Origin of the sequence: Arthrobacter livingstonensis, assembly GCF_003219815.1 — a bacterium.
Lineage (GTDB): Bacteria > Actinomycetota > Actinomycetes > Actinomycetales > Micrococcaceae > Specibacter > Specibacter livingstonensis.
The window spans coordinates 1-15,278 of record NZ_QJVD01000047.1 but is presented as its reverse complement, the minus strand read 5'-3'; the positions used below and the strand labels follow the sequence as shown (position 1 = coordinate 15,278).

Sequence of the window (15,278 nt, the reverse complement as noted above, 5' to 3'; positions counted from 1 at the left end):
AATCTTCCGTTTGCGTGTTGGCTGGTTTGTTCATCATGCGATCGAGCATAGATCCACTGGCACGGGGCCGGTAGAGCGCGACGCCCCGCGACAACGGGTTCCGCCATCACATTGGCGCCGCCAGCGTGAGGTGCTTCCCTGTTACCGTGTCAGGAACAATACGGATGAAATGCTCCTTATTGACACCGTCCCAGGGAAAGAGAGCGCGGCCGATGGTGTCCAGGGTGGTGGTCGTGGTGGTCACCACCACGGCACGGCCCTTAACAACGACGCTCCAGGCGATGCCGAACTCCGCACTCACGGCGTCGGCTTCCAGTGCAACGTTTGCGTCGGCTTCCAGCGCACTTAATTTGGTGCCGTCACCGGTCCTAAAGATCTTTGTCTCCTGGTCCACCTTGTAGTTCACCGGGAACACGTCCGGGCTACCGTCTGCCGTGACTGCCAGCCGCCCAATCGTCGTTTCACGCAGGAGCTTCCAGCATTGCTGGGTGTCCAGAATTTCTGCCTTTGGCACCACGCCGCTATTTTCCTTCATGTGCACGATGCTATGGCACGAGAGGCCTGTAATACAGGGGCAAGGACTCCAACCCCGGGGCTGCATCCGTGGAATCTCCTGCTGTTACTCTCAGGCCCAGTGCTGTGACACTACCAAAAAGGTTGCTGGCACACTGTCGTTTGTACCGTGTTTTCCCTTAGATGGATTGGCGGTAGCCGAAGAATTCATGGTCGTTGTTGTATCCGCCTTCGGCTCCGCCGATCTCGGAGAAGTCCTTCACGAATTCGATGCCCTTGATCCATTTGACCATCTTGAAGCCGAGTTGGACTTCGTTGCGCAGCCGCAGTGGTGCGCCGTGGCCGTAGGTCAGGGTTTCGTTGTTCATGTCGTAGGCCAGCATGGTCAGGTGGTAGCTCATTTGTTCGATCGGTTGGGCGTCGTAGTAGATGCCGCCGTCGGATCCGTCGGCGAAGGAGTAGAAGATCACCCATTTCACGTCAGGGTTCGGTTTGACCAGGTCGACGATGGTCTGCATGGAGACCCCACCCCATTGGGCGACGCCGGACCAGCCCTGGATGCAGAAATGTTGGGTGATCTGCTCATGGTGCGGCAGCTTCCGGAGCTGGTCCAGGTCCAGTTCGACGGGATTTTCGACCAGGCCAGAGACGCGGAGCCGGTAGTTGGCGAAGTTGCCGTCCCGCAGGCGTTGGTACTCCGGGGATTCGGGGTATTTGCCGTTGTGCCAGAAGTACGGGGAGATGTCCTTCTCCGTGTACTGGCCCGGCTTGGAATCGATATGTTCGAACAAGCGCTGTGCGGGGCCGATGAGGGCGTAGCCGACTCTCTGGACCATCCGCGGGTAGCGGTAGGTCAGCGGGGTGGCAGCAACCCAGCCGACGACGACAACAACCATGGACGCGGCGAAAATCCAGAACCCCGCCCAGGACTCGGTGTTCTGTGACGCGTACATGTGGTTGAGATTGTTCAGCGCGCCGGTCGCCAGGACCAGGGTGACGTGGATGATGATGAAGAGCGCAAACCAGCACATGACCAAAAAATGCAGCGATCGCGCCACCTGGATGCTGAACACCGAGCTGATCCACCTGAACTTGGTCGACAGTGCCGGGGACATGCCCAGCCCGGTGATCAGGGCCAGCGGTGCGGCGATGAAGACCGTGATGAAATAGGCGATGAGCTGCAGGCCGTTGTAGTTGGTCCAGCCGGTTTCAACCGGCCAGTCCAGGGAGAGGTACTGGAGCGCGACGGAAATGGAGTTGGGGATGACGTCCCAGTGCAACGGGACCAGACGCAGCCACTGCCCGGTGGAAAAGAGCAGGACATAGAAAACCAGGCCGTTAAGCAGCCACAGCGTATCAACACCAAGATGCCACCAGCGGGCCAGCCCGATGGTGTGGCGCCGGCCCGGCAACCCGACACCAGCAGGCAGCGTGATCGAATCCTGCTTCGCGGTATACAGGGGGTCCGCGGGAACCGGTATCTGCATCCGGAACCAGTTCCGGCCGGGACCGCTGTGACGGGTCCAGTACAGCCGGGGATGGTCGGCCAGGATCTGCCACCCGGAGCGGATGATGAAGATCATGAAAAACAGGTTCAGGAAGTGCTGCCAGCCCACCCAGGCCGGGAAACCCACCGGGGCATCGCCCGGAAGGCTGGACGTCCCGGGGTACTGTGCGATGAACGCCTGCACGCCGGGAAGTTCCCGGATTCCCCTCGCGACCGCGATTCCGACGACCAGCAGCACGAAGCCGATCGGGATCAGCCAGAGCAGGTTGAACCACTTGCGGGCACCGACCCGGACACGGGGTGCCACACCATACTGCGCCGGAATAGAGCCAGCCCAGGACCCGTCGATGGAAGTGTTGGCTTCCCGCGAGAGTTCTCCCTGGAAACCGGCCGGCATCCGGGGAATGTTGTTGGGCCCGGACGTACCGGAAGGATCCGGGGAGGCGGGGTGATGGTTTCTTGCCACGATGTACCTTCGATCGTTGCCGCAGCTGAGGCTCTCGGACGCGTGCATGATTCCTGATCCCACACTACGCTCAGCCATGGACACGCAACAGAAGATCTGGCACGCCGAGCACAAGGCGTCCCTTACCAAGGGTCAGCGGGCCGCCGACTATATGCGCAACGGCATGGGCAGCCGGCCGTTCGTGGTCGGCTTCCTCGGTTTCGTGATCCTCTGGGGCTGAGGTTAACACCTGGGTGTTGGCGTCCCGTGCGTGGGATCCGTACCCGTACATTCTGCGCAACCTCTTCCTGTCCATGCTGGCCGGCCTAAAGGGCGCCATCTTGCTGATCGCCGCCAAGCGCCAGGACGCGATCGCCGCTGTCATGGCGCAACATGACTTTGACACGAAGGTGGAGGCAAAGGCCGAGATCGAGCAGCTGATGGCCATCAACGGCCGGCAGCTGCAGGGCCTGGCGGAGCTCCAGACCCTGACACGGACGGGACAGCCTGATGCCTCGACCCGGGAGGGCACATGAGGCGGCGGCGAATTCTGGTGCGGTCAGGCGGCAAGCAGCTGCCTCAGGACGTAGGGTTGGCGCTCCCTCAGGTGGGCTGCCAGGGACCGGGGCATCACTGTCAGTTTACGGCCATCATAAAGTAACGGGCATGGAATTTCGACCAGCACGGCCCTGTCCGGGATGTGTCGGGCGGGACCGGGCATGACGGGCGGTCATGCCCGGGCTTGGAGCAGTTCCCGGGCGGCGGCTGCGATGTGGCGGGCGGGACCGGGCATGACGGGCGGTCATGCCCGGGCTTGGAGCAGTTCCCGGGCGGCGGCTGCGATGTGGCGGGCGGGACCGGGCATGACGGGCGGTCATGCCCGGGCTTGGAGCAGTTCCCGGGCGGCGGCTGCGATGTGGCGGGCGGGACCGGGCATGACGGGCGGTCATGCCCGGGCTTGGAGCAGTTCCCGGGCGGCGGCTGCGATGTGGCGGGCGGAGATGCCGGCGGCGTCGAGCAGTTCGGCCGGGGTGCCGGAAGTGGGGAGTCCTATGGACGGCCCTCAATGGGTAGCCAGCCATCTAATCCTCGATCACCGGGTGTAAAAACTGTGGCCAGCTTCTGTGCAGCCAGCTTACCCCCAAGGCAGGGCACCCGGCATGGCATATCTGGCTGCCTTGTTGTTCCCCACGGCCCGGACCGATGCCTTGGTTCTTGACGATGCCCGAACATAGGAGTGGGATTAACGTACGGCCCTCGATGTGAGGACCGGCTACCTTCCTTGGAGGCATCAGCGGCCGTCGGTGGTCCGCCGGGAGCATCGCGAAGACAGCCCGGAGGAAGCTCTCTCCTCTGAAAGGAACAAGCCGTGAATAAAAACCCGTTGTCTGGTGCATCCGCAGCCCCTGGCACCATCCCGGCCCCCATGCCCCGCACTAGACCGGGCGTCTTTGAGGTCGGGGTGGACGGGGCCGCTGGCTCATTGGCGGACTTGGACTGGGCGGTTGCGAAGGCCCGGCTGCGAGGTGCCGCCGTCCAGGCGGTCATCGCGTGGGAGCGGATTACCGGCCGGGGTGCCACGAATGACTGGGCGATTGGCGTCGGTGGTCCGCCCGATGACACCGGCCCGGTGCTGGCCAGAGCGGTCACCGTAGTCGCCCGCCTCGGGAAGAGGCAGTGAAGGGACGCGGCGTGAGGATCAGTTGTGGGGCGGTTGAGGGACATCCGGTTCTGGGGCTGGTGCGGTGTGCCTAGGGCGAGGGCGCCCCGGCGGTGGGATCCCGCGGCCAGGGTGGTTTCACCGGAGACCTGTTGGGCCCGGTGAGCCAGCACGTGTTGGCAGATGCCAGCTGCCCGGTCGTCCTCGTACCCGACCCCAGCGTAGCCAGCCCGGGACCACGGCAACGTACGCCAACCCTGGCGCTGCGCCTGTCGGTTCCACCGGCTTCGGCGGCAGGACCATTTTTTGAACCCAATGGTAAGGAAATGAAACTGAAGGATGGGAGATAGCAATGGCTACACATGGGACAGGCAAGTTGATCAAGCTCAGCGACGCGGGGGAAACCGTCGCGGTCGGTGATGAAGACCTCCGCGGACGCAGTGTCAGGGACAAGGACGGCAACGACCTTGGCAAGGTCGATGACTTGCTTCTCGACGCCCGCGAGAACAAGGTCCGCTTCCTCGAAGTGGCGTCCGGAGGCTTTTTGGGCCTCGGGAAAACCAAGTCGTTCATCCCCATCGATGCCATCACCGACATCACCGAGCGGGACGTTAACATCAATCAAACCCGGGAGCACGTGGCCCGCGCCCCAGCCTACGATCCCGACCTCGTTGACGACGTTGACGACATGTCCTACTACGAAAACCTCTACTTCCATTACGGCTACATGCCGTACTGGGGTGCCGGCTACACCCAGCCTCGCTTTCCCCACTATCGCCGGGATTAGTCCACACCGGCAGGGGCCGTGCCCGACATGGCCGGGCAACGCCGCCGGGCACAGGGGCCTGTCCGCGACCATGCCATCGCGGGTGCAGGGGAGCATAATAAACCCAAGGACCGGCGGCCCGTGACTGGTTCGATCGTTTCGTGCCTCACGCCGAGACGGATGGCATCAGTACAGGGGCATATCAGCGAGGAGGCTGGGGAATGTCAACGAAAACGAATGTCCAGGTACGCCGGGTCTACGACGCGGCCATGGACGACGACGGCACGCGGGTCCTGGTCGATCACATCTGGCCCCGCGGGATGACCAAGGCCAAGGCGGCACTGGACGAGTGGTGCAAGGACGTCTCCCCGTCCACGGAGTTGCGCAAGTGGTACAGCCACGACCCGGCCAAGTTCGCCGAATTCACCAAGCGTTACAAGAGTGAACTTAAAGACCCTACCCGGGCGCAGGCACTGGAGCACCTGCAAGACCTTGCCAAATCCCAGCGGCTGACACTGCTGACCGCCACCAAGGCGGCCGACATCAGCGAGGCCACAGTCCTGGCCGGCCTGCTGCTCCGGTAGCGACCCAAACCTGCCCGCACCAGGAGAAGGACTTTTTGGAAGGAACCGAACAATGACTGAGAACGGGAACATACCGGAGGGCACCGAAACTGGCCGGGACCATGTGATGAACCCTCTCCACGGGGAAAGGATTGTGGTGGGGGTGGACGGCTCGGACGGATCGTTGGCTTCCGTGCACTGGGCCGTGACTGAAGCAGGGCTGCGCGGTGCCGGCGTCCATCTGGTGATGGCCTGGCAGCAACCTCAGTTTTACGGTGCCGCCAACGATTGGATGCTGGGCATGGACCCATCCGGTGACACCGGAACAATACTAGCCGATGCCGCCGACACCGAACTTACCCGGCTCGGGACCGAAGTGGGAGCCGGTCAGCGTGCAGTTATCACGTGGGAAGCCGTCGAGGGACACCCCGCGGAATTCCTCGTTCATGCCAGCCAGGACGCGGCCATGCTGGTAGTGGGCACCCGCGGCCACGGCGGATTCGTCGGGGCGCTGCTGGGCTCGGTGAGCCAGCATGTAGTGGCCCACGCCCGCTGCCCCGTGGTTGTCATCCCCGACCCGGGGCGGCGTCTGTCCGAAGGCACCCCGTGACCTGGCACCGGGGTTGCCCGTCCCACGGTACCCAGGCGCCACGACCGCGCCCTCGCCGCAGTGCCCCTGCCCAGCCCGGGTACACGGGAGGCGCGCGCCTGGCGCTGACGCGGAGCGTGCGGCAAGGAGACCGGCTGGTTAGCCGCCACGCCGGCACCCGGCTGAAATGTCCCGCCCCGGCACCGGCCCCCGGGTACAGTCCGACCATGAAACTGGAACTGTTGGCCACCAGAGCCGGCGACCTCAGCGTGGTAGCCGTCCTGGCCGGGGCGAGACGGCTGGCGAGCGACGGAATGTCCGCCCAGGAGAAGACGATGTGGAAAGAGCAGGGACGATGAGTGAAAACCAGCCAGCACGTGAATCGGGTGCAGCCGAACCAGGCAGGGTTCCCGGCGACTCCCAGAGCGCGGGGAGGATTGTGGTGGGGGTGGACGGCTCGGACGGATCGCTGGCGGCCTTGGCATGGGCCGTGGGGGAGGCAAAGCTGCGGGGGATCCGTCTCCACGCTGTCCTGGCCTGGCAGCCCCCCGAGTTCTACCCGGCCCCGAATGGATGGACTCCACGCAGGGGCCCGTCAGGGGAATCGGCGCAACAACTGGCCGACGCGGCGCTGGCCGAGGTGACCGGCCACGGGGAAGCGGCCGCAGCGGGACAGGGTGTGACGATCAGCTGCGAGGCGGTCGAGGGGCATCCGGCACAGATGCTGGTGCTCAGTGCCGAGGACGCGGCTATGGTGGTGGTGGGATCCCGGGGACATGGCGGGTTCCTCGGGGCGCTGCTGGGGTCGGTGAGCCAGCATGTGGCGGCCCATGCACGCTGCCCCGTCGTGGTCATCCCGGATCCCGGTCGCGAAAGGATCCGGTCATGACCGCCGCACCCGGGGACGGGTCCGGTAGCAACGGAAGTGCCGGGCCGGCGGATCCCGTCTCCGTGGGATTGGACACGGGCCTGCGGGCCTGCCTGTTTGACCTGGACGGGGTGCTCACCAGGACGGCGGCAGTCCATGCCGCGGCGTGGAAGGAAACGTTCGACGCCTACCTGCGCAAATCCTCCCAGCACACCGGCACACCCTTCGTAGCCTTTGCCGCCGGCACCGACTATCACCGCTACGTGGATGGCAAATCCCGCGACGACGGCACCCGCTCCTTCCTGGCATCCCGGGGTGTCACCCTGCCCGAGGGCAGTCCGCAGGACGGTGCCGGCATCGGGACCGTGCAGGGGCTCGGCAACGCCAAGAACGAACTGGTGCTGCAGCGGATGCGCGAGGACGGCGTCGAGGTTTTCGAAGGATCGGTCCGGTACGTCCAAGCGGTCCGCCGGGCAGGCCTGCGCACCGCGGTCGTGTCCTCCAGCACCAACTGCCAGGCGGTGCTGGCCGCCGCGAACATTGAGGACCTCTTTGACGAGCGGGTTGACGGGGTCACGGCCCGTGAGGAGAACCTGTCGGGCAAGCCCGCCCCGGACATTTTTTTGGCCGCAGCCCGCGCGCTGGGAATGCATCCTGGTGAGTGTGCCGTCTTCGAGGATGCGCTGGCCGGTGTGGAGGCGGGCCGGGCTGGCGGCTTTGGCCAGGTCATCGGTGTGGACAGGGCCGGGCAGGCGCAGGCCCTGGTGGACCACGGCGCCAACATCGTCGTCTCTGACTTGGCGGAATTGCTGGCACAACCGTGATTGGGCATCCGGACTTTGTGACCGAGCCGTGGTGCCTGCGGGAAACCGGGCTGGATCTGGGGTTGTTGGCCCAGACGGAATCCTTGTTCGCGCTGTCGAACGGAAATATTGGCTGGCGGGGCAATCTGGACGAGGGTGAGCCTCACGGTCTGCCCGGCTCATACCTCAACGGGGTGTTTGAGCTGCGGACGCTGCCCTACGCGGAGGCCGGGTATGGTTACCCGGAATCCGGGCAGATCGTCCTCAACGTCACCAATGGCAAACCCATCCGGCTGCTGGTCGACGACGAACCGTTCGATGTGCGCTATGGGGAGCTGCGTGCCCATGAACGCTGCCTGGATTTCCGGTCAGGGGTGTTGACCCGCCGGGTGGACTGGGTCTCGCCGGCCGGCCGGGCCGTGCGGGTCACTTCAACCCGGCTGGTGTCCTTTGTGCAGCGTTCCATCGCAGCTATCTGCTATGAGGTCCAGGCCCTGGATGATCCGGTGCGGATCGTCGTGCAATCGGAAATCATCGCCAACGAACAACTCCCCACCCCCAGCGGCGATCCGCGGGCCGGTGCGGCGCTGGAGACGGCGCTGGTGCAGGAGAAGAATGCCTCACACGGTGCGCGCGCCGGGCTGGTGCATTCCACCCGGGGGAGCGCCCTGACTGTCGCGGCCGTGATGGACCACACCGTCGATGGTCCAGACGGGACCCGGGTTGAGGCGGAAAGCTTTCCGGATCTGGGGCGAACGACGGTCGTGGCAACCTTGGAGCCCGGGCAGCGGCTGCGGCTGGTCAAGACCGTTGCTTACGGCTGGTCCGGGTCCCGGTCCGTGCCGGCGGTGTGGGACCAGGCCGATGCAGCCCTGGCCGGCGCCATGGAGACCGGCTGGGAGGGCTTGTGCGCGGAGCAGCGGGCCTATCTGGATGATTTTTGGGCGCGGGCGGATGTCGAGCTCGACGGCGACACCTCCATCCAGCAGGCCGTCCGTTTCGCCCTGTTCCAGGTCCTGCAAGCCGGTGCCCGCGCTGAGGGCCGGGCAATCCCGGCCAAGGGGCTCACCGGGCCCGGCTACGGCGGCCACACGTTTTGGGACGCGGAAACTTTCGTGCTGCCGGTGCTGACCTATACGGCCCCGGATGCGGCGGCCCAGGCCCTGCGGTGGCGGCACAGCACGCTGCCGATGGCGATCGGGCGCGCCGGACAGCTGGGCCTGGCGGGGGCGGCCTTTCCGTGGCGGACCATTCACGGCGAGGAATGCTCTTCGTACTGGCCGGCCGGCACGGCGGCCTTCCACATCAACGCCGACATCGCCGCCGCCGTCGTCCGCCATGTCCGGGCCACCGGGGACATGGCGTTCGAACAGGGCATTGGTTTGGAGCTGCTGGTGCACACGGCCCGGTTGTGGCGTTCCCTGGGCCACCATGACGGGCAGGGCAGGTTCCGCATCGACGGGGTCACCGGGCCGGACGAATACAGTGCCGTGGCGGACAACAACGTCTACACCAATCTGATGGCGCAACAGAACCTGGAAGCGGCCGCGGACGCAGCGGCCAGACACCCCGGCCGTGCCGGGGAGCTCGGGGTCGACGCCGAAGAAATGGCAGCTTGGCGCGATGCGGCCGCCGGCATGTTCATCCCCTACGACGAGGCACTGGGGGTCCACCCCCAGTCCGAGGGGTACACCGGCCACCAGGTCTGGGACTTCGCTGCCACCACGGCCGGGCAATATCCCCTGCTCCTGCACTTCCCCTACTTCGACCTGTACCGCAAGCAGGTGATCAAACAGGCGGACCTGGTCCTGGCCATGCAGCTTCGCCCCGACGCCTTCACCCGGGAGCAAAAGGCCCGCAACTTTGACTACTACGAGGCGCTGACGGTCCGCGATTCCTCCCTTTCCGCCTGCGTCCAGGCGGTCATCGCCGTCGAGGTGGGACAGCTGGAGCTGGCCGAGGACTACCTTGCCGAGACAGCCCTGATGGACCTTGACGACCTTGAACACAACACCGCCGACGGCCTGCATGTGGCCTCCCTGGCAGGTGTCTGGACTGCCCTGGTCGCCGGATACGGAGGGATGCGCGACAGCGGGGTCACACTGTGCTTCGCCCCGCGGCTTCCGCCGGGGCTTTCCCGGCTGGCATTCGGGCTGCTCATGGCCGGGCGCACGCTCCGGGTGGAGATCACTCACACAGCTGCCACGTACACTTTGGGCGATGGTCAACCGTTGCAACTCCTTCACCATGGACAGCCCGTCACGGTCACTGCCGAGGGCCCGCTCACCTGCCCCATTCCGGACCCGCCACCAACAGGACCCAAGCCCACGCAGCCGGCCGGGCGCGCCCCAACACCACACCGCCGCTCCGGAACGTGAATCCGCAGCCGTGAGTCCATAGGTGGGAACGGAGCACAGTACGGCAGGTACCTGGCTGTGGGTTCCCTCCCGGCCTCTGACGCGGGTTCCGTGAAGGACGCCGCCTGGTGGCTGTCCCGGGCCTCGCCCGGTCAACTCCTCCGCCCGGTCCGGTGGCAAGGAGGGACCGGTCTCGAACTGGCCGGGAACCACCACGGGTTCCCGCCGCGCTCACGGCGCGGCTGTCGCACCCGCCGTCGACGTCCTACCTACCATCCGTAGATTCGTTGCAGAATTTCATGCCGTGGTGCCTGCTCCGGCCCCGGATAGGTCACCATCACCGGCACCTGGTCCGGACCGTACCCCTCGACCAGGTTGAAACCGTCCACGGTTTGGCGGGTGACTTGTGTGGAGTATTTCCGGAGCACCTCTTCGCATCGAAGCAGGTCCGTCTCGTCCCGGGCCGTCCAGATCAGGTATTGGACCCCGATATTGCCCACCGGGTGTTGCGCCCGCCGTCCCCGGGTGCGCAGGTACAACTGGTAGCCGTCCGGGTTGACCAGCAGGGCCACGGACTCGTTGTGGACCGTGACATCCCACTCCAGCAATTCCCGGTAGAACGCCACGGAGCGGTCGAGCTCGGCCACAAACATCACAGCCGAGGCCAGTTGCAGCGGATGGCCCCCACCTTGACCGGGAGGTGTCCCGTCGCCCGAAACATTGCCCTGGGACGCGCCGGCCTCTTCTGAAATATCTGACCCCATTTGAAAAACCACCCTCTCCGGGCAACTGGAGGCCCGCTATGACGCCCGGTGCGGGCACCCTCAGGCTAGCCGTCCGGCGCGGAGGCCGTAAAGGGCGGGCTGGGGGTGGGAACCCGCCCGGTCATGACGGACACCCTGCTGGTGAAGCGAACACTGATGGACGCTGCGGCGGTTCCTTCAGCACTCCGCAGGGCCCCCCGACCGTGCCGCCGTCGTCATCTACGATGAAATGGTGACCACGAACCAGGAGGCGTTGTCCGAGCGACGCATTGTGGTGGCGGTAGCCGCCGCGATTGAGCCGCAATGGGTGGCCGCGATCAAGGGCGTCGATGACCGGCTCGATGTGCGCCATGAGCCCCAGCTAGTGCCCCCGCCACGGTTCCTAGGAGACCACCGCGGGAGCGACGGGTTTCAACGTCCCCAGGACCAGGAAGTCCGCTGGTGGCGGATGCTGGCCGAGGCGGAGGTCGTCCTCGGTGTGCCCGGGGACACCACGCAGTGTCTGGCGGATCTGGTGCGCACCAATACCGGGCTGCGCTGGGTGCAGGCAACAGCTGGCGGGGCGGCCGGGCTGGTGCGGGCCGCCGGGCTGACCGCGGCGGAACTGGACCGGGTACAGATTACCGGGGCGGACGTAGTCCATACCGGGCCGCTGGCCGAGTTCGCGATGTTCGGTCTGCTCGCGTTCGCCAAACAGCTTCCGCGCCTGCTCTCCGATTCCCGGTGGCGGCACTGGGAGCAGTACCCGATGACCGAACTCGCCGGGCCGACCTTGCTCATCGTCGGACTGGGCCCGGCAGGAGCGGAAGTCGCCCGGCTGGGCAAGGCGTTCGGCATGCACGTCTTGGCCGTCACCCGGACCGGGAACGGCCGGGCACCGGATGTCGATCAGCTGCGGCCCGCACGCGTCCTCGGGGACCTTCTCCCGGTCTCCCACTCCGTCGTTCTGGCCCTCACCCTGACAGGGAAGACCAAGGGCCTGATTGGGACCGAGGCGTTCAGCCGGATGCGCGCCGACGCTGTCCTGGTCAACATCGGCCACGGCGGCGTCATTGATGAGAAGGCCCTGATCAAGGGCCTGGAACACGGCCAGCCGGCGGCAGCCGTCCTGGACGCCTTTGCCGCCGAACCGCTACCGCCCGAGAGCGCACTTTGGTCGATGCCCAACGTCCTGCTCAGCCCCCACACCGCGGCCGTGTCCGGGCGCGGGAACGAACGGCTCACCGCCGTATTCACGGCGAACCTGCGCCGCTACCTGGACGGGGATCAACTTTCCGGGCCCGTCCGGTCCGCCCCGCTCTTCTGAGCGTTCGGGGTCCCGGTGGCCGCCAGGACGTCCGCCAACGGGGTCCCGGTGTCCGCCAAAGCCGCCGTGTCGACCGGTTGGCCGGAGCGCACCAAGGTCTTGATGGTGTCGGTCTGGTCCCACACGTTGATGTTCATCGCCGCCAGCACCTTATGGTCCTTGAGCCAGAAGACGATGCACTTCAGCTGGTCCTTGTCCCCGCGGAAGACCGCCTCGTTGTAGCCGCCCGGTGCCACATGGCCGGAGTACTCGATGACCAGCTCATACTGGTCGCTGTAAAAGTACGGCACCTCGTCATATGCCGCAGCCAGGCCCAACATGGATTTGGCCGCGACGGCCGGTTGGCTGAGGGCGTTGAACCAGTGCTTGATGCGGATGTGTTTGCCCAGCAATGGGTGGAAGGCGTTGGCGATGTCCCCGGCGGCGTAAATGGCCGGATCCGAGAAGGTGCTCATCGACCATGACTCCGTTGTTCAGTGCCAGACCCGCAGCTTTGGCCAAGGAGGTGTTGGGCAGGGCACCGATGCCGACCACGACCAGGTCCGCGTCGATACGGCCACCCGTCGTCGAGCTCCACACCGGTCGCCTGGCGGGGATCATCGCCGGTGATTTGCGCGACCCGGGCGCCCAGGCGCAGGTCCACACCATGGGCACGGTGCAGGGCCGTGAACAGTTCGGCCGCTTCCCGGCCCAGCACATGCAGCAGGAGCAGCTCGCCTCGCTCGAGCACCGTCACCTCAAGCACCGCCGCCCGGGCAGCCGCGGCCACCTCCAACACACTCCACCCTGCCCCAACGATGACAACACGTGAGGCGGTCGTGAAAGCGAACTTGAGCTGTTCGCAATCCTCAATCCGCCGCAGGTAGTACACACGGTGCCGGTCGGCGCCCGGCACGGACAGCAGCCGCGGCGACGCACCAGTGGCCAAGAGCATTTTGTCGTAGCAGCCCGGCTCCCCGACGGCCAGGCTGACCCGGTGGCCCGACGGGTTAATCGCCGTGACCGTGGTGCTGGTGCGCAGTTCGACATCATGACCGACATACCAGGGCTTCGGGTGGACGTAGATCTTCGCCTTCTCCGATTTGCCCTGCAAATAATCCGTTGACAGCGGGGGACGCTCGTAGGGGAGCACCGGCTCCTGCCCGAGCAGCACTATACGACCGGAGAAGCCCTCGGTCCGCAACGCTTCGGCCGCTTTCGCGCCGGCAATCCCGGCCCCGATTATGACGAACGTTTGCTTGGTATCCATGGTTCCGCTCCTTTGACGGCCATGCCGGTCACGGGCGCACCCCGGCCCTCGTGTCGAACGTCTTCTGGCCTGATCCGGTGGCCGCAGTCCATGCCCTGGTGGCCGGCACAGTCACTGGCCGCAAGCCCGTGGGCTCGTGCGGCAGTCAGGAGTCCGGGGGTGGAGGTTGGGCAACGAAGGCCGGGCCGTCACTGAGTTTGGCGACGGTCAGCAGGACGGCCGAGTCCTCCAAGGCCTGGAGGCTGTGGTGTGTGTCAGGGACGATGAGCAGGCCGCTGCGCCGGCGCTCAACCGCACCCGCCCCCCGCAACAACAGCAACGTCGCCTTAGCCGGATTTTCGTGTTCGGCGAGGTTTGCCCCTTGCATGAGCGCAATGACGGTCTGGCGCAGTACACGCTCATGACCACCGCCCACGGTATCGACCGTGTGTCCGCCACCGGAAGTGGCGGTACGCTCAAGCAGTTCACGGGCCAAAGCCTCAAGGGAATATCTCTGCACGTCGACACCGCGTCTTTCCCGGCCGTTGGGGGCGCTATGCGCCCGCTTACGTTCGGTCGTTGAGGTCCAGCCCATCAATGATCTCCTGGACGATCTTTTGGGGTTGCGGGCCGATGTCGATCCGGATGAACGGCTCATCGGATGCCGGTTCTTCCAGAGCCTCGAACTGGCTCGCCAGCAGGCTCGGCGGCATGAAGTGGCCGTGGCGGACCGCCAGCCGGGCCGCGATCGTTTCCGAGTTCCCGGCGAGATAGATGAAAACGACGCCGGAGCTCCGGCGGTTGAGGATGTCCCGATAGGACCTTTTCAGGGCGGAGCAAGTGATGATTCCGTTCTTGCCGGCGTCGAGCTGTCCCTCGATCCAGGCCGCGACTTTCTCCAGCCATGGCCAGCGGTCCTCGTCGTTGAGGGGGTGTCCGGCATGCATTTTGTCCACATTGGACTGTGGATGCAGGCCGTCCCCTTCCTCAAAATCCCAGCCGTATCGACTCGCCAGCAACGCACCAACCGTTGTTTTCCCACAACCGGAAACACCCATCAGGACCAAAACCTGGGGCTCTATTGACGACTCTGGGATCCGGCCACTCATGGAGCCATCATGGCACGTGGATCGGTGATTGTCAGCAGCAGTTCCCGCGCTTTCGGGGGCGCTCACCTCATCCACTCCCCATAAGTGGACATCCCGAGGCTGCATGGGGAACGCCGTCTCACTCACACAGGCCGCCGGCTGTGAAGCGGCCGGTTCAAGGTGGCGCCGGGCGGCCGAACGTCATATATCCGGGAGTATTTGTGCACGCCCTCGTGAGTTCTCTAGACACCCACAGACAGCGCCGCCAGGCCAACAACTTCTTTGACGCGTCTGATCATTCTCTCTAAAAGCCGCTTGTTCTGCTTGGTCTGTCTCTGTGCTGCTGCGCGATTTTCATACGCCATTTCAAGCATCAATCGGGGATTAGCTGAGGCAGTCGTGAAGGCAGCGACAACAAACCACATGGTCATCTGGCCGACTGGCCACGCCATCACACCCAGGACCATCCCAAGGACTTTCACGGCACGCCATACTGAATCGTCCCGGGTTTTATGCCGTTTTCTATTGAGAGAATGGATAGCATGCCTAAGCAGTACACCCCTGAAGTTAAGAGCCGTGCCGTGTCCTACGTGATGGACCGGATGGATCGTTATAAGTCTGTCTATGCTGCGTGTGCTGAGATGGCGCCGAAGCTCAATGTTGGTAAAGAAACGTTGCGACGCTGGGTTCTCCAGGCACAGGTTGATGCCGGTGACAGGACCGGGCCAAGCAGTGGAGAGCTCGCCGAGATCAAAGCACTCAAATCCAAGGTCAAGGACCTTGAAGAAGCGAATGAAATCCTGAAACAGTCAGCGATTTTC

The 15,278-nt window shown here is 65.0% G+C and carries 22 protein-coding genes; 13 read left to right on the top strand and 9 right to left on the bottom strand.

Annotated features, from left to right (window positions below):
* Positions 1–106 precede the first annotated feature (106 nt).
* The gene (locus CVV68_RS21695) at positions 107–535 is read right to left on the bottom strand and encodes a pyridoxamine 5'-phosphate oxidase family protein (RefSeq protein WP_110503068.1); all 429 of its coding nucleotides are present in this window, start codon (positions 533–535) and stop codon (positions 107–109) included.
* Between the two features lie 157 nt (positions 536–692).
* Entirely contained in the window at positions 693–2,486 is a 1,794-nt protein-coding gene (locus CVV68_RS21690) for a molybdopterin-dependent oxidoreductase (RefSeq protein WP_245933726.1), read from the bottom strand.
* 76 nt (positions 2,487–2,562) lie between these two features.
* On the opposite strand from CVV68_RS21690, the gene CVV68_RS24825 reads away from it, so the two are divergent.
* The 11 genes from CVV68_RS24825 to CVV68_RS21645 all read left to right on the top strand — a co-directional run bounded on the left by CVV68_RS24825 (position 2,563) and on the right by CVV68_RS21645 (position 10,092).
* A complete protein-coding gene (locus CVV68_RS24825) occupies positions 2,563–2,706 on the top strand; it encodes a hypothetical protein (protein WP_306415721.1) in 144 nt (47 codons plus the stop codon).
* Positions 2,707–2,722: 16 nt separating this feature from the next.
* Entirely contained in the window at positions 2,723–3,001 is a 279-nt protein-coding gene (locus CVV68_RS24820) for a DUF1003 domain-containing protein (protein ID WP_306415720.1), read from the top strand.
* An 833-nt stretch (positions 3,002–3,834) separates the two neighbouring features.
* The gene (locus tag CVV68_RS21680; RefSeq protein WP_110503067.1) at positions 3,835–4,146 is read left to right on the top strand and encodes a hypothetical protein; all 312 of its coding nucleotides are present in this window, start codon (positions 3,835–3,837) and stop codon (positions 4,144–4,146) included.
* 92 nt (positions 4,147–4,238) lie between these two features.
* Positions 4,239–4,475, top strand: a complete 237-nt coding sequence (locus CVV68_RS24815) for a universal stress protein (protein ID WP_110503066.1) — start codon at positions 4,239–4,241, stop codon at positions 4,473–4,475.
* A 2-nt stretch (positions 4,476–4,477) separates the two neighbouring features.
* A complete protein-coding gene (locus CVV68_RS21670; protein WP_110503065.1) occupies positions 4,478–4,912 on the top strand; it encodes a PRC-barrel domain-containing protein in 435 nt (144 codons plus the stop codon).
* Positions 4,913–5,112: 200 nt separating this feature from the next.
* Positions 5,113–5,475, top strand: a complete 363-nt coding sequence (locus CVV68_RS21665) for a DUF488 domain-containing protein (protein WP_110503064.1) — start codon at positions 5,113–5,115, stop codon at positions 5,473–5,475.
* Positions 5,476–5,527: 52 nt separating this feature from the next.
* Entirely contained in the window at positions 5,528–6,064 is a 537-nt protein-coding gene (locus CVV68_RS21660; protein ID WP_245933725.1) for a universal stress protein, read from the top strand.
* Between the two features lie 206 nt (positions 6,065–6,270).
* Positions 6,271–6,402: a hypothetical protein gene (locus tag CVV68_RS24705; RefSeq protein WP_281268323.1), complete on the top strand. Its 132-nt coding sequence runs from the start codon at positions 6,271–6,273 to the stop codon at positions 6,400–6,402.
* The gene (locus tag CVV68_RS21655) at positions 6,399–6,932 is read left to right on the top strand and encodes a universal stress protein (protein ID WP_110503063.1); all 534 of its coding nucleotides are present in this window, start codon (positions 6,399–6,401) and stop codon (positions 6,930–6,932) included. Before CVV68_RS24705 ends, CVV68_RS21655 begins: the two co-directional genes overlap by 4 nt.
* Complete coding sequence (locus CVV68_RS21650; RefSeq protein ID WP_211320957.1) at positions 6,929–7,735, top strand: HAD family hydrolase; 807 nt, start codon at positions 6,929–6,931, stop codon at positions 7,733–7,735. The genes CVV68_RS21655 and CVV68_RS21650 overlap by 4 nt, the downstream gene beginning before the upstream one ends.
* Entirely contained in the window at positions 7,732–10,092 is a 2,361-nt protein-coding gene (locus CVV68_RS21645) for a glycoside hydrolase family 65 protein (protein WP_110503062.1), read from the top strand. The genes CVV68_RS21650 and CVV68_RS21645 overlap by 4 nt, the downstream gene beginning before the upstream one ends.
* A gap of 248 nt (positions 10,093–10,340) precedes the next feature.
* On the opposite strand, the gene CVV68_RS21640 is transcribed toward CVV68_RS21645, so the two are convergent.
* Positions 10,341–10,835: a VOC family protein gene (locus tag CVV68_RS21640; protein ID WP_245933724.1), complete on the bottom strand. Its 495-nt coding sequence runs from the start codon at positions 10,833–10,835 to the stop codon at positions 10,341–10,343.
* Positions 10,836–11,067: 232 nt separating this feature from the next.
* Here CVV68_RS21640 and CVV68_RS21635 point away from each other — a divergent pair, with 232 nt between their 5' ends.
* Positions 11,068–12,141 carry an NAD(P)-dependent oxidoreductase gene (locus CVV68_RS21635; RefSeq protein ID WP_170133305.1) on the top strand — a complete coding sequence of 358 codons (1,074 nt, stop codon included), beginning with the start codon at positions 11,068–11,070 and terminating at the stop codon, positions 12,139–12,141.
* On the opposite strand, the gene CVV68_RS24450 is transcribed toward CVV68_RS21635, so the two are convergent.
* The 6 genes from CVV68_RS24450 to CVV68_RS21615 all read right to left on the bottom strand — a co-directional run bounded on the left by CVV68_RS24450 (position 12,102) and on the right by CVV68_RS21615 (position 14,939).
* Positions 12,102–12,461, bottom strand: a complete 360-nt coding sequence (locus tag CVV68_RS24450; RefSeq protein ID WP_368773193.1) for an oxidoreductase C-terminal domain-containing protein — start codon at positions 12,459–12,461, stop codon at positions 12,102–12,104. The genes CVV68_RS21635 and CVV68_RS24450 overlap by 40 nt on opposite strands.
* A complete protein-coding gene (locus CVV68_RS25000; RefSeq protein ID WP_368773192.1) occupies positions 12,436–12,675 on the bottom strand; it encodes a hypothetical protein in 240 nt (79 codons plus the stop codon). The genes CVV68_RS24450 and CVV68_RS25000 overlap by 26 nt, the downstream gene beginning before the upstream one ends.
* On the bottom strand, positions 12,593–13,390 hold the full coding sequence (locus CVV68_RS24445; RefSeq protein WP_245933722.1) for an NAD(P)/FAD-dependent oxidoreductase: 798 nt from the start codon (positions 13,388–13,390) through the stop codon (positions 12,593–12,595). Before CVV68_RS24445 ends, CVV68_RS25000 begins: the two co-directional genes overlap by 83 nt.
* 145 nt (positions 13,391–13,535) lie before the next feature.
* Positions 13,536–13,889, bottom strand: a complete 354-nt coding sequence (locus tag CVV68_RS21625; RefSeq protein ID WP_110503060.1) for a cupin domain-containing protein — start codon at positions 13,887–13,889, stop codon at positions 13,536–13,538.
* Between the two features lie 46 nt (positions 13,890–13,935).
* Positions 13,936–14,478, bottom strand: a complete 543-nt coding sequence (locus CVV68_RS21620; RefSeq protein ID WP_110503059.1) for a gluconokinase — start codon at positions 14,476–14,478, stop codon at positions 13,936–13,938.
* A gap of 221 nt (positions 14,479–14,699) precedes the next feature.
* Positions 14,700–14,939, bottom strand: a complete 240-nt coding sequence (locus CVV68_RS21615; protein WP_110503058.1) for a hypothetical protein — start codon at positions 14,937–14,939, stop codon at positions 14,700–14,702.
* Between the two features lie 60 nt (positions 14,940–14,999).
* Here CVV68_RS21615 and CVV68_RS21610 point away from each other — a divergent pair.
* Positions 15,000–15,278 (top strand): transposase (locus CVV68_RS21610; RefSeq protein ID WP_245933721.1); only part of this gene is annotated, 279 nt, incomplete at its 3' end.